Consider the following 21,066-nt stretch of genomic DNA (forward strand, 5'->3'; position numbering starts at 1 on the left):
TCATGATGAACGCCATCGTTCCACTCAATATTGCTGCACTGCGCGTCAATAACAATGATGCCACCAATGTCGTCGGCGGCTTGCAGGGCAAGACGGCCAGCTTCAATTCCATGCCCTGGTATAACCCGAATGGTGGCACGCCACCGGCAGCGGCCAGTACTGGTGACAAGATTTATGCGCCGCTGGGCAGTACAGCCGGCGGCAACCCGCTCAACAGCCCGGCCAACCCGCTCGGTGTGGGTGTGCATTTGCAATGGGAGCTGCCTGACTATTTTCGCAAGGGCACACAACCTGCAGAAGGCGGCAACCTGGTTTTCCCGGCGGCGCCTAACCGCTGGCTGGTAACCCGCTTCCTGAGTTTCTATGATACGCAAACCCAGGCTTATGGCAGCATCAGCAGCAAGAGCTGGGTGGTCGAGAGTGATTACCTGTCATCAACACTGCAAGCCGATGCTTCCGGCATTATCAGGCCCGTTATTTCTGTCCCTATTCCTGCCCAGCCTGGTTTCCAGCAACAGCCTTTCATGTACATGGGGCGGGTGGTCGATGCAGCAAGCTGGAACCCGGCGAATACACCGGCATCGAATTACCTGCCGAATTACAAGGCCACTGATGGTAACTCGCTGTACCTGACATCGATAGGTTTTGTCGGTGCCTATTTTGGATCCTACTATCCTGAATGCTGCAGCGTGTTTGGCTTTTGGGATAATTTTTCTGACGTGCCTTATCCCGGCTACAAGTCTTTGTATGAAGCCCTGAAGGCGAATGCGACGATACAGTTCCGCACCAGTTATCAGGTCACGGGCTGGCTCAATGAAAGCTTGTCTGATCCTCTGGCAAATATTGATGCCCACATTACCGACGACTATAACCAGTACCTGACTGACTGCAATAACAACCATGTCGCCCCTGAACTGACACCCAATGATTTTTTCAAGCAGATCACTGCCGGAAAAATGAAATGGACCTTCAATCTGGCCGATGTGGGTTATGAGCTCAATGAAAATCACACGATAGCCTCACTCAACTACCCGGAAGAAACCCTGTCTGCCGGCACCAGTCAGGAAGTTGTCTGGAACATGCTCAGCAATCCCGGCACGACTTATTTTTTGCAGTCGAATAATGCAGGCAATGTTTCAGTCTGGGATACCCAGGTTGAGATTGCCGTCGGCAATTCAACTGAAGAAGCCGTGGCTGCCATGCTCAAAACTGACATGGGCCAGCAGACCGATGACCCAAATGTGTTGAGCAATTATGAATACCTGCTGGATGCCCTGCAACTGGGCTTGTTGGCTGATCTGGAAAAAACACCGAACAAACTGATTACGCTGGAAGAAGCACTGCACAGCAATGCTTTCTCTACCGACCCGGGCGGCTATCTGTGGATCATAGGCAGTCAGGAAGTCAATGGTGACACCCCGGTCAATCCCGATATCGAAGTCACCCTGCCGCTGGACCTGGCCGAGCAACTGTATTTGCTGAATCAGGCGCAAAAAAACTACGACATGGGTCGCGCTGCACTCTCTACCATGCGCAAGCAATTGTTCATGGACTGGACGCATTATGTGAAGCTTTACACGGGTGAGATCACTGACCCGAATATCAGCATCAACAATATGGCCAATTTCATCAACACTGCCAGCGGTGGTGAATTGAATGCCGTCATCGCCAAGGGCACGGCGGTTGGTATATTGTCGTATATCACGAATGAAGAATCAGGTGCAGTCACCGGTGTCAGCCAGCCAGTCAGCGGCGTGTCTGTCTCCAGTCTGGCCTACAAGGTATGGGACAATTATCAGGTGGTGCAAAATGCCCTGGCTGCTTACCCGGCCTGGCAAGTGCAATGCACGAAGAGTGACGCTTTCTATCTGCCGAATGAGCCCCTGGTACTGATGCAGGGTGACATGATGGAACCCGCGCGCAGGAATGGCAGAAATCCACTGACCTTTGTGCGCCTGAGCCAGGAGATACTGGGGCAGCTCAATATCTGCTACAACAGCACTGAATTCCAGATCACCGCCAGCAGCACAGCTATCGTACCGGCCATCAACAGCAATATTCCCATGGGGGCTGATGTCAGCGCCCTGCTCGGCGAAGCCTGCCTGATCACGCCCATGCTGACAACGGCGGTGACCTCGGCACTTGCAACAAAAGGGGGGGCGAATAATCCGGCAGTTGCTTCAGCCGCTGCTTTCACTATCAGCCTGATGTATGCGCAAGGCGGCCTGAGTCCTTTGGATATAGCACCTAACGCAGGTGGTGTGCCCACCCCGCCCGCTTCGCCTGAGTCCAGTTTGTTCACGACGGTAGCAAGTGACAATTACCAGGCTGCAGCCAATCCCGCCATCGCAGTCAGCGCACCACAGTCGCTGAATATCACGTTCAGCAATGCCGCCAGCAATGGCTGGGCACCGAATACCATAGGCTGGAGCACCCAGGCTACGCCAGCCGGTTTCCCATCCAGCCAGGTCAATCCCTTCCTGCCGGTATTCATGGTCTGGAATGTCAGGCTCAATCCTTTGTTATGGGAAGCCAAAGACAGCAATGGTAACGCGATTTATTCACCATCGAATCTCACGGACTTCTTTACCCTGGACACAGATGCGGTCGATTATGTCTATAAGATGAATGGCAGCCAGGCTGTAAACTTCACCTCGCCTGACGCCATCACTTATGGCAACTCATCGACCATGAGTTCCAACTCCACTGGCGTGCTGGTGTATCAAATCAACTCCTATATAGCCAGCCACCCCGGTGACCCGGATAACCCTACCCTGCAAAGCATAGCCGATCTGTATGCCGACAAGAACTTCCTGGCGCAATCGATCAGCGGTTTCAATATCCAGCAAATATTGACTGCTGATGTCGCCCAGGTAGCAGTCCAGGACCTGACCAAGGGCAGCCGCGACAGCGTAACTACCGCTGTCGCCAACGCTGCCAAACAAAATGCCTGGGACAACTGGTATGACTTTGGCTTCAACAGCCAGCAACCTATCTCCACTGGCTTGCTGGCGCAGGGTAATTTTGGCCCCTTGCGTTCTGGTTTCCTGGAAATCATGAGCATAGAAATCGTCGATGCCTTCGGCCAGCGCATGGACCTGGCGACTGCAGCCAGCAATCCAGATGGTTCGCTGGAGGTGATTACCGCTTACTCCATGACGCCGCCTGCCGAAGATACAGCGAACCAAGGCAAGATTTACCTGCCACCGAGGTTACTGGCCTCCAGCCGCCTGTGGTTCCAATGGTTGTCAGCCTCATATGACACCAGCATTGCCGGTATCACCGGGGACTTTGAAGAGATGAGCCGTCACCCCGCCACCTCACCCGTGTGCGGCTGGATCATGCCGAATCATCTCGACAATAACCTGTTCTTCTACAATGCCGATGGCAGCCCGATAGGCACTTTTGGCATAGAGCATCTGAGCACCAATCCGACTCTGGTCTATCGCACCCGTGCTGGCAACCTGGCCAATGCCACCAGCAGCCTGGCGTATGACATAGGTGAACCAGGCTCACCCAAGGTGAATGCCAATCTGGCCAACTATATGTGGTACATCAATGGCCAGAATGCCAGTTACCTACAGGACCTGATGAAAGTCATACTGGATTCTGCCGACTATATCAACCCGGCCAATTACGCCAGAGATGCCAATCTGTCGGTACTGCTGGGCAATCCACTGGCGCTGGTCAGGGCCTCGGTCGGACTGGAAACTGCCGGCAACCTGCTGCCAATCAGCCAGGCTAGCAGCGGCCCCGGCGCGCCATTGCCGCAAGACGTTAACAGTAACCGCGTCAATTACACAGACCGCATGGCTTACAGCAGTGCCAACCTGCCAAACCTCAATTTCCCGCTGCGCCTGGGTGACCTCGCCAATCTGGATGACGGGTTGGTTGGTTACCTGATGGATGGAACCGGTGACAATCCCTATACCAATTCGATTTTCTATGCACCTGCGGCTGATCCTGGCATGCAGGGTGGTATCCGGGCACCGGCTGAAACCACGGTGCAATTAACACTGAATGCAGCATCACGCCACCTGACCATGCTGGTTGATCCGCGTGCGGCAGTGCATGCCACGACAGGCGTCTTGCCCGTCAATGAACTGAGCATACCGCCTGACCAGTATTCAAGCGCAATGAACAGCCTGCAAGTCAATTTCGTCACCAGACCCATGCTGAAAATGAGTCAGGGCCTGGTCGTGCCTTTGCCTGCGGAGGCTGGTTATGTCTGGTCGTGGATTACACCCGGTAATGCCGACGAAACAGCACTGCCTGCCAATGCTGCCAACGAGACCCCGGTCTATGGTTACTCACCACAGACCCTGCAGGAGGGCTGGCTGGAACTCACTCCGGACAGTAATAAATGAAGCATGCATACAAGCAGTAACAAACAAGCCAGCACTACTGAAGATTTATTATTTTGATCAACCCTAACAGACAGAAAAATTATGAGCTCAGTAATAATGACCATGAACAACCCTGCGGTACCGGGCACGCCCGCTACTATTTATACAGGGGTCACAGCCAGCCTGAATATCGCGCTCACCAATGATACCGGGGCTGATATCAATCTCACTAACGCTGCCAGTCTGGAAGTGTTTATGCCGCTGTATTTTACAGCGCCACAGCTGGAGCAAATGACGATAGGCAATATCGCGCCTGCAGGCTGGACTTTCAGCTATAACAGCACTGATATGGCCCTGCAACTGAAATGGACAGGCGGCAATGCCCCGTGGGCTAGCAATGGCGCCGTCACTTTTAGCATCAACAATATACTGACATCAAACACGCCTGCTGCTGACGTCGTGCAAATCAACTTCAATGACATCAGCGGTACCAACGTACCTAGCCAGGTATCGTCACCACTGGCGCTGGTTGCGCAACCTGCGCCGGGCAACCTGAATTTACATGATGTACTCAGCGTCGCACCAGAATTTGGCGGCGCGGTCTATGTGTCCGCCATCAGCAATCCTTTGACCAACACCCTGTACCTGAACCTCAAGAATATCGGCAGCACGCCTCTGTTCAATGGCAATAATATGTGGACGGGTTCGCCCAAGGTATCCGTCAGTTTTGTGTATGGCACGACCAGTGGCTCACTGGCACCGGACGACAAACAGCAATCTACTCAACTGGGTTCAGCCTGGGCCATCAGTGCGGGTGTTTATGTAGATCAGACTGGTGGCTGGAGTGTACAAAACCCTTCAGTGACCGGCCAGGCAAATTCTCCAACCTGGACATTGACACCCAACAATACCAACAAACAGATCATAGGGACCGGTGATCAGTCAAATGTGACGTTCTCTTTCGCCAATATCATTTCGATGACGCCGACTGGCCCTACGCAGATGTATGTACAGTTTTCCGGCTTCATGGCAAACGATGGTACGCACTACAACGATACGGTATTTGTCGTCCCCATCAGCAAGCAGATTCCACCGAATCCTGGTGCGATCGGTATCTACAGTCTGGCAGAAACCATCCACGTCAGCAGTTCCACTGAACAGGTTTCTATCCCGCTGACCTGGAGCATGTTTGGCGTCGGCAGTGTCAAGCTGAGCTTCTATATCCCCGGCATGACCATACCAGAACAAAGGTATACATACGGCACTACTGCACATCCCGCGCTCAATTATGACAGTGAGCATCCACAGATCACCGGCATTACCAAGACGCAGACACTGACTGTGTATTGCTGGGCGTACTCTGACAGCAACTGGCAAAACCTGTTGAACAAGATACAGTGCACGGTGCCTCTGATCTTCCCCCCTGTCATCAACAGCTTCACGATACAGACGGCCACTATTGTGCCGCCAGCCAGCTATGCCTTCCAGTTGAACTGGAATATCGAGGGGCAAAACAGCTTTGAAATCGTTGCCGATGATGGTTCAGGTACCACGCGCCAATTACCGATACCACAAACCGCGACGTCTTATATCGTCAACCCGACTTCACCACAAACCACCTATACACTGAATGTGTATGGCGATAACACTAATAACTGACCGGAGTATCCCATGCCAAATCCAAGCGCCACAGTCACAGCCACTATACAGATGCCAGTTGGCACTGTTGTCAGTTTTGCAGGATCCGCAGCACCAAACGGTTGGTTGATATGCGACGGAGCAGCTATTGCGCAATCCACCTATCCGACTTTGTATGCCCTGATCGGCGGCAATGTACCTGACCTGCGCAGCCGCTTCATCGTCGGAGCAGGCCAGGGCAATGGACTGGCAAGCCGCCCCCTGAATAACACTGGAGGAGAAGAAAATCACACACTCAATCTCAATGAAATACCAAGCCACAATCATTCCTATGGTGTTGGTGGCGGTAACGGCGGAGGTAATAACGGCACAGGTAATTCGGAGGGCTGGTCAACAACCAGTTCGGCGTTTACAACCTGGACCGGCAGCGCTGGGTCAACTTGGGCACATAACAATATGCCGCCATTTTATGCGCTGACCTACATCATCAAGTACTAGATTACCGCAACCAAGCACAAAGCGACGACTTATCGTAGTGGTGCAAACATAGACCTATATTTGCACCATTTTCACTCTTTTTCAGATAAAACTACCATGAGCACTTTAACCACTACCGCGCCTTCGCAGTCAGCTGAGACGGTTGCAATCAATCCCCTGCCAGTTGGCTCCATCATTTCCTTTGGCGGCAGCGATGCGCCTAACGGCTGGCTGCTTTGCATAGGGCAGACTATTAGTCAATCGACCTACCCCAACCTGTTTGCCGTCATAGGCGGCACGGTACCCGATTTACGCAGCCGTTTTGTCATCGGCACCGGGCAAGGTAATGGCCTCAGCAACTACCCGCTCAAAAGCACAGGCGGTGTTGAAACCGTGACTCTCAATGTCAACCAGATACCCAGCCACCAGCATTTTGGATTTGGTGAATCGGATTCCTCTTGGCCCATGGGCCTAGAGGGCAAGAATCAGATGGGTAGCAAAGGCGGGATTGACAAGGACAATTATTATTACGGTACGACAAACACCGGCGGCAACGGGGCTCACGAAAACCGCCCACCGTATTTTGCGCTGACTTATATCATCAAGTACTGAGAGTACTCAAATAAGGCTGACGCAGCGTGCGAATTCATTTTTTCTGCGCTTGTTCAGCCTGCTTTTCAGTCAGTTTTTTCACGCCATCGGCCAGATAATCAGTGAGCTCGTTAGGCACCGTCAGCGACAGCTGATAATGCCTGATTTCAAATCCATTGGCAGTTTGCTCGATGACGCCTGTCGCCTGGCAGATCCCCATCTGTGTCTGCAACTGCTCATCAAACCAGATAAATTTGTGATCTGCCGACATGCTGATATGGCGGTTGAAGGACTTGAAAGCCCAGGCAGATGGCCGTTCAAAAAACCGCTTGGCCCAGGCTTTGAATTCATCGCGCGTCCAGCGTTCTGTCTTGTCGGTGCCTATATACACGCCATCTTTTGCCATCTTGTCGAAATACTGCAGGCGTGCATGGGCAGCATCGTCATGCCATTCATCAATGAACTGGGCAACTTTGCTCGTGACGCTTGCAATATCATCTGCAGCATGAACCAATGTAGTCTGCATGGCCCACACTGCCAATAAAGCACTTAGTGTCTTTTTCATTTTCACATCCTGGTTTTCATAGCCTGGTTTTCGCCCAATTTTCGTCGCCTGATCCGGGTATCAGTTTCGTTGGCTCAGGTAATCGGCACGGGTGATGCGGTAAATCAGGCTGGCGGCCTCACCCGGCACATCTTCTACTTCCGAGTAAAACTGCATGCCGATTTTTTCCAGGGTGCGGCGCGAGGGGATATTGGCAGGCCTGACGAGGCCATATACAGCATCCTCAGCCAGCACGACAAAAGCAGCATGCAAGGCAGCCATCGCCATTTCCGTTGCATAGCCCTTGCCCCAGGCGTGCGCAGCAAAACGGAAATAGATGTTCAGGCCACTGAAATCACCTATCTGTTTGCGCATGACGCCACCAAAACCCAATACCTGGTCTGGCTCATCTATAGAACAGACTGTCCAGTAACCAAAATGCTGCGTATCCCATGCACCTGCCCATTCATCCAGCAATACCCTGGTGGTTTCGCGTGATCTGGGACCTGTGGGGTTGTGAATATTGGTGGCGGGGTCACCATGGATGATGGCGGCGCTGTCGATGTCGCTGCGCTCCATCTTGCGCAACAGAAGACGTTCCGTCTTCAACGGACTCAGGCTACCGTAATTAATCATGGCTCAATCCAGGTCTGCCAGGACTTTAAGATGAGCCACCACGCTGCGCGCCAGAGCAGACAGGTTATAGCCCCCTTCCAGGCAACTGACGATGCGCTTGTTGGAAAACTGCTGGGCTATCTTCATGATTTCTTTAGTGATCCAGGCGTAGTCGGCTTCGACCAAGCCCATCTGCCCCATATCATCTTCGCGGTGTGCATCAAACCCAGCAGAGATAAAAATCATTTCTGGTTCGAACTTGCGCAAGGCGGGTAACCACTGTTCAGTAATCAACTGGCGCACGACGTCGCCATAACTGTGTGCCGGAACGGGAATATTCACCATATTGCTGGCCGGGTGTTCAGTGCCGGTATAGGGGTAATACGGATGCTGGAAAAAACTGACCATCAGCACGCGATCATCATCCCTGAATGCTTCTTCCGTGCCATTGCCGTGATGAACGTCAAAATCAACGATGGCAATACGCTTCAGGCCGCGTACCTCCAATGCATGCTTGGCTGCTACGGCAATGTTATTGAACATGCAAAAACCCATGGCTTCCCTGGGGGTAGCATGGTGTCCTGGCGGACGTATGGCGCAAAAGGCATTTTCCACTTCACCATCAAGCACGGCATCGGTTGCCGCTACAGCAGCACCGGCAGCACGCAAGGAGGCGCGCCAGGTGTAAGCATTCAGTGAAGTATCTGCATCCAGCGGGAAATGGCTGTAGTCAGAGCGCTCTGAGGGGCAGTTTTCCCGTATGCGGTAAATGGCATCGGCCGTGTGCACGCGCGCCAGATGAGCCTCCGTCGCTTGTGGTGCCTCGCGGTGATCCAGCAAGCTGCTGATACGGCTGGCGATCAGTTGATCGTCTATGGCTTGCAGGCGGTCCGGTGATTCAGGGTGCCATGAACCCATTTCATGGCGTTTGCAGTCAGCATGGGTGTAATACGCAGTTGTCATGTCTCTGTGCCAGAACTGCCACAAAACCAGCCCGGCACATGCATGCCGGCACAGGATGAGTGATATTTGTTCTGTTTATCTTATCTATCTTATTATCAGTTTCACCCTATTTGCCTGATTTTGCAAATCCGTCTGTCTGAATCTTTTCACTATGGGCAACAGTTTTTCACATTTCGGTTTACACTGTGGGCACAGAAATTTGACAATTCATGTGCGTGGCCAGCCCAGGCTGGCTTGAACCATCATGATTTTCAGGCAACAATAAATATTGCTCAGCAAGGAAGAACATGTTTTCCAAAGTACATAAAGTAGCAAAACAGGTCAATAGCGTCATCATCGGCAAGGAACAGCAGATCAGGCAGGCGCTGGTCTGTTTGCTGGCGGGTGGGCACTTGCTGATAGAAGATTTGCCTGGTGTAGGCAAAACTACACTGGCGCATGCACTGGCGATTTCCCTGGGCCTGAAGTTCAACCGTCTGCAATTTACCAGCGACCTGTTGCCAGCAGACGTGGTCGGTATTTCGATTTTTGACCGGGAAAAATCACAATTTGTCTTTCATCCTGGCCCCGTGTTTGCCCAGGTACTGCTGGCAGATGAAATCAACCGCGCTACGCCCAAAACCCAATCCTCCTTGCTGGAAGCCATGGAAGAAAGGCAAGTCTCGGTAGAAGGGCAAACGCGCAACCTGCCCTCACCGTTCTTTGTCATCGCCACCCAGAACCCTGCCCATCAGGTGGGTACTTTTGCCCTGCCTGAATCGCAACTCGACAGGTTTCTGATGTGCCTGTCGCTCGGTTACCCGGATGCGGCAGCAGAACGTGCCCTTTTGCTGGGTGAAGACAGGCGCAGCCTGCTGGCGCAATTGCCTGCCATCATGCAGCCAGAAGAATTGATGGAAGCGCAGCAGCAACTCAAAAAAATCCATACTTCTGCCGCGCTGATCGACTATGTGCAATCACTGGCACATGCAACACGCCAGGGCGATTTATTTGCCGAGGGTATGAGCCCGCGCGCCTCTATCGCCCTGTTGCAGGCTGCCCGTGCCTGGGCTGCCATGGAAGGCCGTGACCACGTCCTGCCTGAAGATGTGCAGGCAGTATTGATACCCGTCATCGCACACAGGCTGCGCCCTTTGAAGTCGATGACAGGCAAGGTCAGTGCGAGTAGCGAATTACTGGCACAACTAATGAAACGTGTCAGCGTCTGAACTGCACAGCCATAGATCAATTACGGCATGTTCACATCGATAAAAAAAAGACTGCGCAAGATCGTTTTTCTGGAACACAAGCCAGAAAGCGGTGAAGTGTTCCTGAATCAGCGGCGGGTATTCACCCTGCCCAGCAAGCCTGGGCTGGTATATGTCGTCCTTTTGCTACTGATGTTTTTGGCAGCAACCAATTACAGCCTGAACCTGGGCTTTGGCCTGACTTATGTCCTGGGCGGCGTTGCGCTGGTCAATGTATTTTATGGCTTTCGCAACCTGGCCTACCTGCACTTGCTGCCAGGCTCGGCCAGGGCGGTCTTTGCTGGTGAAGAAACCGAATATACCGTGTATCTGATCAACCGCCGCACTCATCCACGCTATGCCATCAGTGTGGGTTTTGCTGAAAAAGGCCATCCGGAAAAATTTGTTGATATCGCTGCTGGCAGCCGCGTTGCCGTGCAGCTCAGCTACCCGACGACGAACCGGGGTTTGCAGGCGATACCCAGAATACGTTTGCAGACTAACTTCCCGCTGGGCCTGTTACGCGCCTGGAGCACCTGGCTGCCAGATGCCAATGCGCTCGTCTATCCGCAACCAGAGGCAAATCCACCACCGCTGCCGATGTCAGGTGCCGGGCAAAAAACAGAAGCACCAGGCCATGCCGGTGATGAAGATTTTGCCGGCGTACGTGCCTATCAGCCTGGCGACCCCATGAAACACCTGGCCTGGAAACAGATTGCCAAAGTCGATACAGCCCTGGGTGGCTCACTGGTGACCAAACAATTTGCCGGAGGTTCTGGCAACGATGTCATGCTGGACTTTGCCGCACTGCCACGTAACCTCGATACAGAACTAAAACTTTCACGCCTGACCAGCTGGGTACTAGAAGCCGATCAGCGCGGCCTGACTTATGGCTTCAGGCTGGCGCATACGCAGTATCCGCCCACTACTGGGCCAGAGCACTGTGAAGCCTGCCTGCGCGCACTGGCGCTCTACGAGATACCAGCATCATGAAATTGCCAGTCTTCCGCACCATATTGTCACGCGACAAGGCAGATACCCTGCTGTTGATCTTTGCCTGCGTCTTCGTATTATTACCGCATGCTGACCATGTCAAATGGTGGGTGAATGCCTCTTGCGCCCTGTTATTGACCTGGCGCGGATGGCTGACCCTGAGCGGACGCCGCCTGCCCCCTGCCTGGCTGCTGCTGCCGGTTGCCCTGATGATGATGGCCGGAGTCTATCTGACGCACAGGACTTTTTTTGGCCGGGAAGCGGGCGTCACGATGCTGGTCTTGCTGCTGACCTGCAAGCTGCTGGAAATGCATGCCAAGAGAGATTTGTTCGTGGTGATTTTTCTGGGCTTTTTCCTGTTACTGACGAGTTTCTTTTATCAGCAGAGCATCTTCGCCGCCATACTGACATTGACCGGGCTGTGCCTGTTGCTGACAGCGCAGTTATCCTTCCATTACACAGGTGTAGTACCGCCTTTACTGCAAAGGCTCAAGCTTGGCGCCAGCGTACTGGGGCTGGCAATTCCGCTGACCATCATCGCTTTTGTGCTATTCCCGCGCATACAGGGGCCACTGTGGGGTTTGCCAGGCGATGCGCAATCTGGCCGCAGCGGTCTGTCGAACTCAATGTCTCCAGGGAATATCAGCGAACTGGCACAGTCTGAAGAAATTGCCTTTCGAGTAAAGTTCGATAAATTCATCCCGGCCAAACCTCAGCTTTACTGGCGTGGCATCGTCATGAATAAATACGATGGGCGCAGCTGGTCACAGGAAGAAAAAAGATCTTCCTATAAAACTGACCAGGACAAAAACTGGATTAAATATGGCGGCCAGGCCATACGCCAGGAAATCACGCTGGAAGCGAATGGGCAAAACTGGCTGTTTGCACTCGACATGCCCGCAGGCAAACCCGAACTGGACACCAATACCGGTACCGTTGCGATCATCAACAGACTGATGGAAACCCGGCGCGAGCAAGTCACCAATGACAGGCTTAAATACACGATAGAGTCGTATACCAGCTATGCCCTGGAAGCCAGCAGCAACCGCGAGATGGTGGCCGATTCGCTGAAACTGCCTGAAGGCTACAATCCACGCACCCTGGCTTTTGCTGCGACGCTGAGACAACAATATCCCGATGATATGCAGTTGATCTGGGCCATACTGAACTACTTCCGACGTGAAGCCTATTCCTACACGCTGGAACCGCCACGCCTGGGCAGGAATAGTGCCGATGAATTCCTGTTCGATACCAAGGCTGGTTTTTGCGAGCATTATGCCAGTGCCTTTGTCCTGCTGATGCGCGCCGCCAATATCCCAGCACGGGTAATTGCCGGCTATCAGGGCGGCAACCTGAATTCTGTCGATGGTTATCTTGAGATACGCCAGTCCGACGCGCATGCATGGGCCGAAGTCTGGCTGGAAGGTAAAGGCTGGCTCAGGATAGACCCAACGGCAGCCGTCGCACCGGAAAGGGTGCAGCGCTCACTCAATTATGCCGTGCCGCGCCAGGGCCTGGCGGGCCTTATGAACCTGAGCCCGGATGGAATTTCTTTTTTCAACCAGGTGCGCATGCAATGGAGTGCCGTCAATAACTCCTGGAATCAATGGGTATTGAACTACAACCAGAATACCCAGAGAAGCCTGTTGAACTCCATGGGCCTCATGAAAGTGGACTGGACACAACTGACCATGTTGTTTTTTGTCGCGACCAGCCTGATACTCGGCCTGATCTCCCTGCCCTTAATTCGCAACCGGCCACGTGTCACAGCGCTTGATAAGGTATACTTTTCTTTCTGTCGCAAGATGGAAAAAAAGACCGCAGCACGCGCTTTGCATGAGGGGCCAAAAACCTATCTGGAAAGATTGCGCAGCAGCCTGCCCGCAGCTGAATTTGAAAATGCCGAGCGTTTTCTGACACTGTACGCAAGTGCCCGCTACGGCAAAGACCCAGGTCCGGAAAGCACGCTGATCCGGCGTTTGAAAACCTTGCTGGCAGCATGCCGCTAATTTTTAATAGACGTATTTTGATCTCTCTGACATCCCACGCATCACGCCAGCCAGGCATCCTGCTGAATAGCATTTACTCACTGATTATCGCAGTCGCCCTGCTCACCTCAGGCGCAGCCCATGCAACAGAAAAAAAACATGTGAAAAAGCCTGCAAGCAGCACGGCGGCAGCCAGCTCCGCCCCGGCTGTCAAGGCAAAAAAAAATGAAAGCCATTTTGAGCAATGGAAGGAAGTATCCAGCTTCATCACAGAAATGGTCAGCAAGCATGGCTATACCGAAGCAGAATTGAAAGCCATCTTCAAGCAAGCCAGGTACATAGAAACCGCCAGGCAACTAATGCGCCCTGCTCCGGCAGGCAAACCCAAGAACTGGAAAGCCTACCGCGCCCGCTTTGTCGAGCCTTACCGTATCGAAGCCGGCGTCGCGTTCTGGGATAAATACGCCGATGCCCTCGCCAAAGCCGAGCAGGAATATGGCGTGCCGCCAGAAATCATCGTCGGCCTGATTGGTGTAGAAACCATCTTTGGCAAGCAGACTGGCGGCTTTCGCGTGATGGATGTGCTGACTACGCTGGCCTTTGATTATCCCGACACACCGACGCGCGATGCACGCATGCAATTCTTCCGGGGGGAGCTGGAAAACATGTTGCTGATGTCCAGAGAAGCCTCGCTTGATCCTTTTGTTTTTAAAGGCTCTTACGCAGGCGCGATAGGCTGGCCACAATTCATGCCGGGCAGCATCAGGAAATATGCAGTCGATTTTGATGGTGACGGCAAGATCAACCTGACAGACTCACCGGTGGATGCCATAGGCAGTGTCGCCCACTATCTGGCCGTGCATGGCTGGAAGCGCAATTTGCCTGTCGCATTCCCTGCCACTCTGGTGTTACATGAGAAAAATGAACAACTCAGCACGGCCCTGAGCAAGGGTTTGCAGGCCAGTTATCAGTTGCAGGATTTAAAAGCCATCGCGACAACAGCCAGTAGCGATGCGCCAACAAATATCCTTTACGGGCTTGTCGATCTGCAAAATGGCAATGACGCAACAGAGTACTGGCTTGCAACAGAAAATTTTTACGCCATTACCTTGTATAACCGCAGTTATTTTTATGCAATGTCAGTCTATGATCTGGGCCGTGTCATTGCTGCGGCCAGACAAAAATAATTCTCAGTTAATGTGGTTAACGCCGCATCACAGAGTGATGGGAGAAGAAGCTCGCAATTTAACAGATTTTAATAAACCAAATAAAATTGTTAATTTATGTTATTCTAGTAACTAATTACTGGAATAAACATTGCCATTCAGTATTTTCTAAACTAAAGTGCTGTTATCTAGTTGACACATTTACTTCTTAACTAAGCAAAGTGTCAAGAGATTTAACAATGGTTTGCTATTTTTCTGACAAGCAAATTATATTTTAAAGATACAATATTACCGTTTGATTAATTTTTTATTGAAGCAACTAATTAAGCGTCAATAAACTACACAGCGAGGTAATTATGGCAAATTTGACCCAGCTTGAATCCGATGAAATCGACTATGATCCAAACAATCTGTTGGATACTCTGATCAAGCAATTGCATTTGAAAAATGATGCAGCACTCTCCAGAGCATTGGAAGTGGCACCACCAGTAATCAGTAAAATCAGGCATCGTCGCCTGCCGGTCGGCGCATCACTGCTGATCCGCATGCATGAAATCAGCGATGTCAGCATCAAAGAATTGCGCGAATTGATGGGCGACCGTCGTGCGAAATTCCGTATCAGCGACAAGCAATTCAAACCAAAAGACGCAGCATAAGTCTTTAATTTGATCAGTGCTTGCTGGCCTGTCTGACCTTCGGGTTATCAGGAAAACTGCTACATTGAAAAATACCGAAAATGCGCCACAAGCGTGATTTCGGTATTTTTTTTCTTGTTTTTATTGTGCACCGGATTTATGACAGCTTGATGTAAAGCTGACTGAGAAGTGCAATAAAATTGAATGCCAGGAGATTCCATGGCAGAGCGCCTTGACAATGCGCGCATGAATGGCAGCAGCTAAACCGCTCGCCCAGGCCAGCTCACCACATCCCGCACTGCCCTTCATGATCTGACTATATGAGTAGCCATGTGAGTAGCGATGTGATTAGCGAAGTGATTAGCTATTTAACTTAGCTCTATGCCTTAGTCCTGTCACCTGCACCTGCAAGATGTACCCGCTATCAACTCAGTCATACCCGCAATTAGATCAGCAAGCCACATCTTTGGCTCAATCAGCGAGTGCGGGGCTGCACTCGCTATGATGCGACTACTCAGGCTGGAAACACACCTGTCGATAAATACCGGTCGCCACGGTCGCAAACCACAAAAACTATCGTGGCGTTTTCTACTGTCTGGGCAATACGCAAAGCAATTTCGCAAGCACCTGCGGCAGAAATACCACAAAATATGCCCTCTTCCACGGCCATCCTGCGCGCCATTTGTTCTGCATCTGCCTGCGTGACTGACTCCACCTGATCGACTCTGGCTTTATCAAAAATCTTCGGCATGTAAGCTTCTGGCCATTTGCGTATGCCTGGTATTTGCGAACCTTCTTCCGGCTGCGCACCGACGATGCGTATCTGTGGATTCTGTTCCTTCAGATAAGCCGATACCCCCATGATGGTACCGGTGGTTCCCATGGCACTGACAAAGTGGGTGATCTGGCCCTTGGTGTCGCGCCAGATTTCTGGCCCTGTGGCTTCATAGTGCGCGAGTGGATTATCAGGATTGGCGAACTGGTCGAGGATTACGCCCTGCCCTTCTGCCTGCATTTGTTCTGCCAGGTCGCGTGCATATTCCATGCCACCGGTCTTGGGGGTCAGCATGATTTGCGCACCATAGGCAGCCATGCTCTGACGACGCTCTATGCTCAGGTTTTCTGGCATCAGCAAGATCATCTTGTAACCACGCATGGCGGCAGCCATGGCAAGCGCAATGCCGGTATTGCCGCTGGTAGCCTCGATCAAAGTGTCACCAGGTTTGATACGGCCACGCTCTTCTGCCCTTTTGATCATGGACAAGGCAGGCCTGTCCTTGACGGAACCGGCAGGATTATTCCCCTCCAGTTTGCCGAGGATGACATTATTGCGTCGCTGGTTTTCGTCACCGGGTATGCGCTGCAATCTAACGAGCGGTGTATTGCCTATGGTGTCTTCGATGGTCAGATAGGTCATGGTAAACAGCTTAAAAACAGCTTAAAAAGACAAAGTCTTATTCTAAACGCAGTTACCTTAAGACGCTTGCCGCATAAGCAAGCAGTTTGTTTGAAAAGCGCCCTGTCAAGGCTGATAAAAATCAGCTTCTCATAGACAAATCAAGCCTTTGCAAGCCACTGGCAAGCACTAGTCGGGCTTATACAGAATTTAAATAAGCTAATAAAAAACCCCGGAATCACTTCCGGGGTTTTGTGAAACTGTCAGTTCAACAAAAGAACTGAAGAATCAGGCTTATTTTGCGCTGGCCTTGGAAGCTGCCGATGCGGCGGAAGCCTTGGATGCTGCTGACGCTGCACTTGCGGCTGATGCGCTGGATGCTGCCGATGCCGCAGCCGAAGCTTTCGGTGCCGCTGGTGCAGATGCTGCTGGCGCAGGTTTTTCTGCTTTCTCTGCTTTCTCTGCCTTGGCAGCAGCTTTATCAGCTTTTTCACCTTTGGCAGGAGCTGCGCTGGCCGCTGGTTTTGCTGCTGCACCAGGTTTAGCCTGGCCATTGACAGTCAAACCTGCCTCAGACAATTTAGTGGAGCTTTTTTCGCCTATGCCTTTGACGCGGCTTTCAAAATCAGCCCAATCCTTGAAGGCACCGTTCTTGGTACGTTCTTCGATGATGGCCTTGGATTTGGCTGGGCCTATGCCCTTGATACCATCGAGTGCAGCCTGATCGCCTTTATTGACATCGACATCAGCGAATGCAAAACCAGTAGCAGCCAACAAAGCCATCAGGCCAAATATAATTTTCTTCAACATGCGAATACTCCCTCAATAATTGGACATTTTTTAAGCAAGATTTAAAGCGAATTTTTAAACGACATAGCCTGGTTTTTATCGCTGGCTATGAAGCTAACAACGGAACTCGGTCAATTCCGTTGACAAGTATTCCACAATTTAATGTCAATATGACTAATCACCCAGTCTGTCTATCAAAAAATCGATAAAACAGCGTAGCTTGGGTGGCATCTGACGGCGGCTGGCATACACGGCATACAGATTGCCGGTAAAACCCGGCTCATTACCTGCCACCAGTTGCAAACGACCAGAAGCAAGATCATCGCCTACCAGCCACTCGGGCAGAAATGCAGCACCCATGCCAGCCAGTACGCAATGATAAGTGAGCGTGGTGTCACCGCATTTCATGACCGCATCCAGCTTTAAAGGCGCCCACTCTGTTTGCACCGGCAAGTGAAACCTTTCAAGCTGCACATAATTGGGCAATATCATCGCCACGTTGACGGCTTCGTCTTTGTTGCCAGCTTGCAGGTTTTTCACAAAAGCCGGTGTGGCAACCAGACGGAACTCGACCTTGCACAAAGACCTGGCAATCAGCGCTGGTGATGGCTCATCGGTCGCCCGCAACGCCAGATCAAAGCCGTCTGCGACCAGATCTACCATGTGGTTATCAAGATGCAGGTTCAGCCTGACCAGAGGATAATTTTCACGAAAATCTGCCAGCACCTTCGCAAAGCCAGGATTCGCACACCAGACCGGAGCGCTGATTTTCAATTCACCGCGTGGTGGCCCGCTCTCTTGTGCAACCGAGGCAACAGCAGCATCAAGAATGTCCAGCGCCTGCCTGCCCTGCGCAAAAAAATCCTTGCCCGCCTCAGTCAGGCTCATGCTACGGCTGCTGCGATTAAGCAGCCTGGCACCCAGCTTGCGTTCCAGCCTGGCGATATGCTTGCTGACCATGGGCGCGGCCATGCCCAGCCTGTCAGCCGCTGCGGTAAAGCTGCCTGATTCGACAATCTCACGAAATACCCTGATGCCACTGATATCTAGTTCATCCATATATCACCCTCGGCTTTCCATACACCGTAGTTGCACTATTTGGAAACAATACAATTACTTTACCACCATCGATTTCCCAATCGGGAAACATTATGATGAATTTCATGGGCTTTATGGAAGTAATTGAAAAAACCAGCCCCGGCACCAAATGACCTGTGGAGGATACTCAAATGAAATTGCCTACTTACTTTATTTCGCACGGCGGCGGCCCTTGGCCTTACATGGAAGACATGCGTAAAACCATGCATGTGCTGGAAGCATCACTGGTTGATATGCCACGGCAACTGCCGTACAAACCCAAGGCCATCTTGATGATCTCGGCACACTGGGAAGAAAGCGCATTCAAGGTCATGACCAGCCCCTGGCCCGGCATGCTGTATGACTATGGTGGGTTTCCTGAACATACCTACAAGGTACATTACTCTGCGCCGGGTTCACCCGAGCTGGCAGAACGGGTAATGGGCCTGATCAAGGATGCAGGTTTGCCCGCACAGGCGGATGCGCAGCGTGGCTTTGATCACGGCGCATTTGCGCCATTGGCCGTGATGTACCCTGAAGCTGATATGCCAGTCGTGCAATTATCACTGCGCAAAGGACTGGACCCGGCAGAACACCTGGCACTGGGACGAGCGCTCGCCCCTTTGCGTGACGAGGGCATACTCATTATAGGCAGTGGCCTCAGCTACCATAACCTGCGCCGCTTTGGCCCGCTGGCAAAAGAACCCTCATCAAGTTTTGATGACTGGCTGCAGGACAGCCTGATCGCCAGCAGCACGACAGAAAGAGTCAAGCGTCTGCTCAATTGGGAAGAAGCGCCGGCAGCGCGGGTTGCCCATCCGAGGGAAGAGCATTTATTGCCGCTGATGGTGGCCGTGGGTGCGGCAGAGGATGAAGTTGCCAGTTGTGTTTATCATGAAGAAAACATTTTTGGCGGCGTGGTGGCATCAAGCTTTCGCTTTGGGGCGATAGCCTGAAGTCTGTCAATACCTGCTGTGGCTACTTTACCAGCGGCATGGTTTTGTAATCCACGCCCGCAGACCAGCGGCTTTCCCAGTGGCGAAGAAATGACTTCGCCAACTCCGGGTTACGCCAGAACACGATGACATTTTCACTGTTATCTTCTGCCGCATCGCGGGTGTAATTGAAGCTGCCGTTCTGCACAGTTTGTTCATCAGCGATGATGTACTTGTCATGATGAATCGCATACACAGAAATGGTACGCGTAGCAATGCCTGCAGCAACGAGGCGGTTCAAGGCTGTCCAATTAGTTTTTTTCTGGTTGCGACGATAATCGACCAGCACCATGATATTGACACCACGCTTTTTTGCATCAAGCAGTGCCTTGACCACAGTTGGAGAACTAAATGAGTAAGCCGCTAATCTAATACTGGAGGTAGATGTATTGATGGCTTTGAGTACCAACTCCTCAGCCTTGGCATCGGGAGAAAAAGCATTTTCAATCTGCGCAGACGATGCGTCCAGGATCGTCCCAGCAGGTTTATCCTCTAGCGACGATGCATGGCAAGATGGCGCGATCAGCAAAGCAAGGTTTGCGGCAAGGATGAGACGTTTGATACTCAGGGCAGACATACTGATTCTCTTCGCTTGTGTTTTTGAAAATGCGGTTTGAAAGTTCGCTTCATCTGCATCAAGTCGATCAATGACCCGGCGTCCCGGGCCATCACACATCACTTATTGCACGGCCTCAGGAAACAGCTCTTCACGTGTCACAGTAGCCGTACCCAGCTTGCCGACGACTATGCCACCAGCACGATTCGCAATCACTACCGCCTCCTGCATGGACTTGCCTTGCGCCAGCATGACGGCCATGGTGGCGATGACGGTATCACCGGCACCAGAGACATCAAATACTTCACGCGCCATGGCGGGCACATGGGTCACACCATCGGCAGTGAACAGGGTCATGCCTTCTTCTGAGCGGGTCAGCAGCAAGCCATCGATGTTTAAATCTGCGCGCAATTGCTGGGCCCTGGAGGTCAGCTCTTCTTCATTTGGCCAGTCGCCAATGATTTGCTTTAATTCAGACTTGTTCGGTGTCAGCAGGCTGGCACCGGCATAGCGCTTGAAGTCACTACCCTTGGGATCAACCAGCACGATCTTGCCTGCTGCCTTTGCTGCAGCGATCATGGCACTGACATTCACCAGGCTGCCCTTCGCATAGTCGGACAGGACAACGACATCATAACCCGTCAGCAAGGAGTTGAAGCGATTCAGTTTGTCACGCAAGACATGTTCGGTCGGGCGTTCTTCAAAATCAATGCGCAACAACTGCTGCTGCCTGCCGATGACGCGCAGCTTGATGATGGTAGAGATTTGCTGGTCGCGACTGAGATAGGCTTCTATGCCTGAAGTCTTCAGCAGGCGCTCCATGCTATTACCAGCATCATCATCACCGATGACACCCATCAAGGCGGCCTGCACGCCCAAGGCGACGGCATTGCGGGCCACGTTGGCGGCACCGCCGAGACGCTCTTCACTTTTTTCCACGCGCACAATAGGCACCGGGGCTTCGGGCGATATACGGTTGACCTCACCAAACCAGTATCTGTCGAGCATAACATCGCCGGCAACCAGAATACGCTTCATTGCTGTATTTTTTTTTGCATCCATATTCTGCAT

General features: G+C 52.1%; 18 protein-coding genes. 10 read left to right on the top strand and 8 right to left on the bottom strand.

Annotation, left to right across the window (positions count from 1 at the left end; all coding sequences use genetic code 11):
• Nucleotides 1-5 precede the first annotated feature (5 nt).
• The 4 genes from ACO0LI_RS12980 to ACO0LI_RS12995 all read left to right on the top strand — a co-directional run bounded on the left by ACO0LI_RS12980 (nucleotide 6) and on the right by ACO0LI_RS12995 (nucleotide 7,073).
• The gene (locus tag ACO0LI_RS12980; protein WP_423032894.1) at nucleotides 6-4,367 is read left to right on the top strand and encodes a hypothetical protein; all 4,362 of its coding nucleotides are present in this window, start codon (nucleotides 6-8) and stop codon (nucleotides 4,365-4,367) included.
• Nucleotides 4,368-4,448: 81 nt separating this feature from the next.
• Nucleotides 4,449-6,005: a hypothetical protein gene (locus ACO0LI_RS12985; RefSeq protein WP_423032895.1), complete on the top strand. Its 1,557-nt coding sequence runs from the start codon at nucleotides 4,449-4,451 to the stop codon at nucleotides 6,003-6,005.
• A gap of 12 nt (nucleotides 6,006-6,017) precedes the next feature.
• Nucleotides 6,018-6,482 (top strand): phage tail protein, encoded by a 465-nt coding sequence (locus tag ACO0LI_RS12990; RefSeq protein ID WP_423032896.1) that lies wholly within the window; start codon nucleotides 6,018-6,020, stop codon nucleotides 6,480-6,482.
• 96 nt (nucleotides 6,483-6,578) lie between these two features.
• Nucleotides 6,579-7,073, top strand: coding sequence for a phage tail protein (locus ACO0LI_RS12995; protein ID WP_423032897.1), 495 nt, complete (start codon nucleotides 6,579-6,581; stop codon nucleotides 7,071-7,073).
• Between the two features lie 34 nt (nucleotides 7,074-7,107).
• On the opposite strand, the gene ACO0LI_RS13000 is transcribed toward ACO0LI_RS12995, so the two are convergent.
• From ACO0LI_RS13000 to ACO0LI_RS13010, 3 genes are read right to left on the bottom strand one after another with little or no spacing between them, the layout of a single operon-like run.
• Nucleotides 7,108-7,617, bottom strand: a complete 510-nt coding sequence (locus ACO0LI_RS13000) for a nuclear transport factor 2 family protein (RefSeq protein WP_423032898.1) — start codon at nucleotides 7,615-7,617, stop codon at nucleotides 7,108-7,110.
• A gap of 60 nt (nucleotides 7,618-7,677) precedes the next feature.
• Nucleotides 7,678-8,232 (bottom strand): GNAT family N-acetyltransferase, encoded by a 555-nt coding sequence (locus tag ACO0LI_RS13005; protein WP_423032899.1) that lies wholly within the window; start codon nucleotides 8,230-8,232, stop codon nucleotides 7,678-7,680.
• Between the two features lie 3 nt (nucleotides 8,233-8,235).
• A complete protein-coding gene (locus tag ACO0LI_RS13010) occupies nucleotides 8,236-9,174 on the bottom strand; it encodes a histone deacetylase family protein (RefSeq protein ID WP_423032900.1) in 939 nt (312 codons plus the stop codon).
• Between the two features lie 287 nt (nucleotides 9,175-9,461).
• On the opposite strand from ACO0LI_RS13010, the gene ACO0LI_RS13015 reads away from it, so the two are divergent.
• The 5 genes from ACO0LI_RS13015 to ACO0LI_RS13035 all read left to right on the top strand — a co-directional run bounded on the left by ACO0LI_RS13015 (nucleotide 9,462) and on the right by ACO0LI_RS13035 (nucleotide 15,203).
• Entirely contained in the window at nucleotides 9,462-10,382 is a 921-nt protein-coding gene (locus tag ACO0LI_RS13015; RefSeq protein ID WP_422951589.1) for an AAA family ATPase, read from the top strand.
• 27 nt (nucleotides 10,383-10,409) lie between these two features.
• Nucleotides 10,410-11,393, top strand: a complete 984-nt coding sequence (locus ACO0LI_RS13020; RefSeq protein WP_423032901.1) for a DUF58 domain-containing protein — start codon at nucleotides 10,410-10,412, stop codon at nucleotides 11,391-11,393.
• Complete coding sequence (locus ACO0LI_RS13025; protein ID WP_423032902.1) at nucleotides 11,390-13,402, top strand: transglutaminaseTgpA domain-containing protein; 2,013 nt, start codon at nucleotides 11,390-11,392, stop codon at nucleotides 13,400-13,402. Before ACO0LI_RS13020 ends, ACO0LI_RS13025 begins: the two co-directional genes overlap by 4 nt.
• Nucleotides 13,403-13,428: 26 nt before the next feature.
• Nucleotides 13,429-14,568 (top strand): lytic murein transglycosylase B, encoded by a 1,140-nt coding sequence (gene mltB / locus ACO0LI_RS13030; RefSeq protein WP_423033009.1) that lies wholly within the window; start codon nucleotides 13,429-13,431, stop codon nucleotides 14,566-14,568.
• 335 nt (nucleotides 14,569-14,903) lie between these two features.
• Nucleotides 14,904-15,203 (top strand): hypothetical protein, encoded by a 300-nt coding sequence (locus ACO0LI_RS13035; protein WP_110257001.1) that lies wholly within the window; start codon nucleotides 14,904-14,906, stop codon nucleotides 15,201-15,203.
• A gap of 493 nt (nucleotides 15,204-15,696) precedes the next feature.
• Here the strand turns inward: ACO0LI_RS13035 and cysM are convergent, their stop codons facing one another.
• The 3 genes from cysM to ACO0LI_RS13050 form a co-directional block, all read right to left on the bottom strand.
• Entirely contained in the window at nucleotides 15,697-16,599 is a 903-nt protein-coding gene (cysM, locus tag ACO0LI_RS13040; protein WP_162042223.1) for a cysteine synthase CysM, read from the bottom strand.
• Nucleotides 16,600-16,872: 273 nt separating this feature from the next.
• A complete protein-coding gene (locus tag ACO0LI_RS13045; protein WP_423032903.1) occupies nucleotides 16,873-17,388 on the bottom strand; it encodes a ComEA family DNA-binding protein in 516 nt (171 codons plus the stop codon).
• 153 nt (nucleotides 17,389-17,541) lie between these two features.
• Complete coding sequence (locus ACO0LI_RS13050) at nucleotides 17,542-18,426, bottom strand: LysR family transcriptional regulator (RefSeq protein WP_423032904.1); 885 nt, start codon at nucleotides 18,424-18,426, stop codon at nucleotides 17,542-17,544.
• 170 nt (nucleotides 18,427-18,596) lie between these two features.
• Here ACO0LI_RS13050 and ACO0LI_RS13055 point away from each other — a divergent pair, with 170 nt between their 5' ends.
• Nucleotides 18,597-19,400 (top strand): DODA-type extradiol aromatic ring-opening family dioxygenase, encoded by an 804-nt coding sequence (locus tag ACO0LI_RS13055; RefSeq protein WP_423032905.1) that lies wholly within the window; start codon nucleotides 18,597-18,599, stop codon nucleotides 19,398-19,400.
• A 22-nt stretch (nucleotides 19,401-19,422) separates the two neighbouring features.
• Here the strand turns inward: ACO0LI_RS13055 and ACO0LI_RS13060 are convergent, their stop codons facing one another.
• Both ACO0LI_RS13060 and rfaE1 read right to left on the bottom strand, forming a co-directional pair.
• Nucleotides 19,423-20,016 carry a phospholipase D family protein gene (locus ACO0LI_RS13060; RefSeq protein ID WP_423032906.1) on the bottom strand — a complete coding sequence of 198 codons (594 nt, stop codon included), beginning with the start codon at nucleotides 20,014-20,016 and terminating at the stop codon, nucleotides 19,423-19,425.
• Nucleotides 20,017-20,118: 102 nt separating this feature from the next.
• Nucleotides 20,119-21,033, bottom strand: a complete 915-nt coding sequence (gene rfaE1 / locus ACO0LI_RS13065; RefSeq protein ID WP_423032907.1) for a D-glycero-beta-D-manno-heptose-7-phosphate kinase — start codon at nucleotides 21,031-21,033, stop codon at nucleotides 20,119-20,121.
• Nucleotides 21,034-21,066 lie beyond the last annotated feature (33 nt).

Origin of the sequence: Undibacterium sp. Tian12W, assembly GCF_049339405.1 — a bacterium.
Taxonomy (GTDB): domain Bacteria; phylum Pseudomonadota; class Gammaproteobacteria; order Burkholderiales; family Burkholderiaceae_D; genus Undibacterium.

Excerpts from the sequence above, each read along its gene's own strand:
- ACO0LI_RS12980 (WP_423032894.1), top strand. The coding sequence starts at position 6 with ATGAACGCCATCGTTCCACTCAATATTGCTGCACTGCGCGTCAATAAC.
- ACO0LI_RS12985 (WP_423032895.1), top strand. The coding sequence starts at position 4,449 with ATGAGCTCAGTAATAATGACCATGAACAACCCTGCGGTACCGGGCACG.
- ACO0LI_RS12990 (WP_423032896.1), top strand. The coding sequence starts at position 6,018 with ATGCCAAATCCAAGCGCCACAGTCACAGCCACTATACAGATGCCAGTT.
- ACO0LI_RS12995 (WP_423032897.1), top strand. The coding sequence starts at position 6,579 with ATGAGCACTTTAACCACTACCGCGCCTTCGCAGTCAGCTGAGACGGTT.
- ACO0LI_RS13000 (WP_423032898.1), bottom strand. The coding sequence starts at position 7,617 with ATGAAAAAGACACTAAGTGCTTTATTGGCAGTGTGGGCCATGCAGACT.
- ACO0LI_RS13005 (WP_423032899.1), bottom strand. The coding sequence starts at position 8,232 with ATGATTAATTACGGTAGCCTGAGTCCGTTGAAGACGGAACGTCTTCTG.
- ACO0LI_RS13010 (WP_423032900.1), bottom strand. The coding sequence starts at position 9,174 with ATGACAACTGCGTATTACACCCATGCTGACTGCAAACGCCATGAAATG.
- ACO0LI_RS13015 (WP_422951589.1), top strand. The coding sequence starts at position 9,462 with ATGTTTTCCAAAGTACATAAAGTAGCAAAACAGGTCAATAGCGTCATC.
- ACO0LI_RS13020 (WP_423032901.1), top strand. The coding sequence starts at position 10,410 with ATGTTCACATCGATAAAAAAAAGACTGCGCAAGATCGTTTTTCTGGAA.
- ACO0LI_RS13025 (WP_423032902.1), top strand. The coding sequence starts at position 11,390 with ATGAAATTGCCAGTCTTCCGCACCATATTGTCACGCGACAAGGCAGAT.
- ACO0LI_RS13035 (WP_110257001.1), top strand. The coding sequence starts at position 14,904 with ATGGCAAATTTGACCCAGCTTGAATCCGATGAAATCGACTATGATCCA.
- cysM (WP_162042223.1), bottom strand. The coding sequence starts at position 16,599 with ATGACCTATCTGACCATCGAAGACACCATAGGCAATACACCGCTCGTT.
- ACO0LI_RS13045 (WP_423032903.1), bottom strand. The coding sequence starts at position 17,388 with ATGTTGAAGAAAATTATATTTGGCCTGATGGCTTTGTTGGCTGCTACT.
- ACO0LI_RS13050 (WP_423032904.1), bottom strand. The coding sequence starts at position 18,426 with ATGGATGAACTAGATATCAGTGGCATCAGGGTATTTCGTGAGATTGTC.
- ACO0LI_RS13055 (WP_423032905.1), top strand. The coding sequence starts at position 18,597 with ATGAAATTGCCTACTTACTTTATTTCGCACGGCGGCGGCCCTTGGCCT.
- ACO0LI_RS13060 (WP_423032906.1), bottom strand. The coding sequence starts at position 20,016 with ATGTCTGCCCTGAGTATCAAACGTCTCATCCTTGCCGCAAACCTTGCT.
- rfaE1 (WP_423032907.1), bottom strand. The coding sequence starts at position 21,033 with ATGAAGCGTATTCTGGTTGCCGGCGATGTTATGCTCGACAGATACTGG.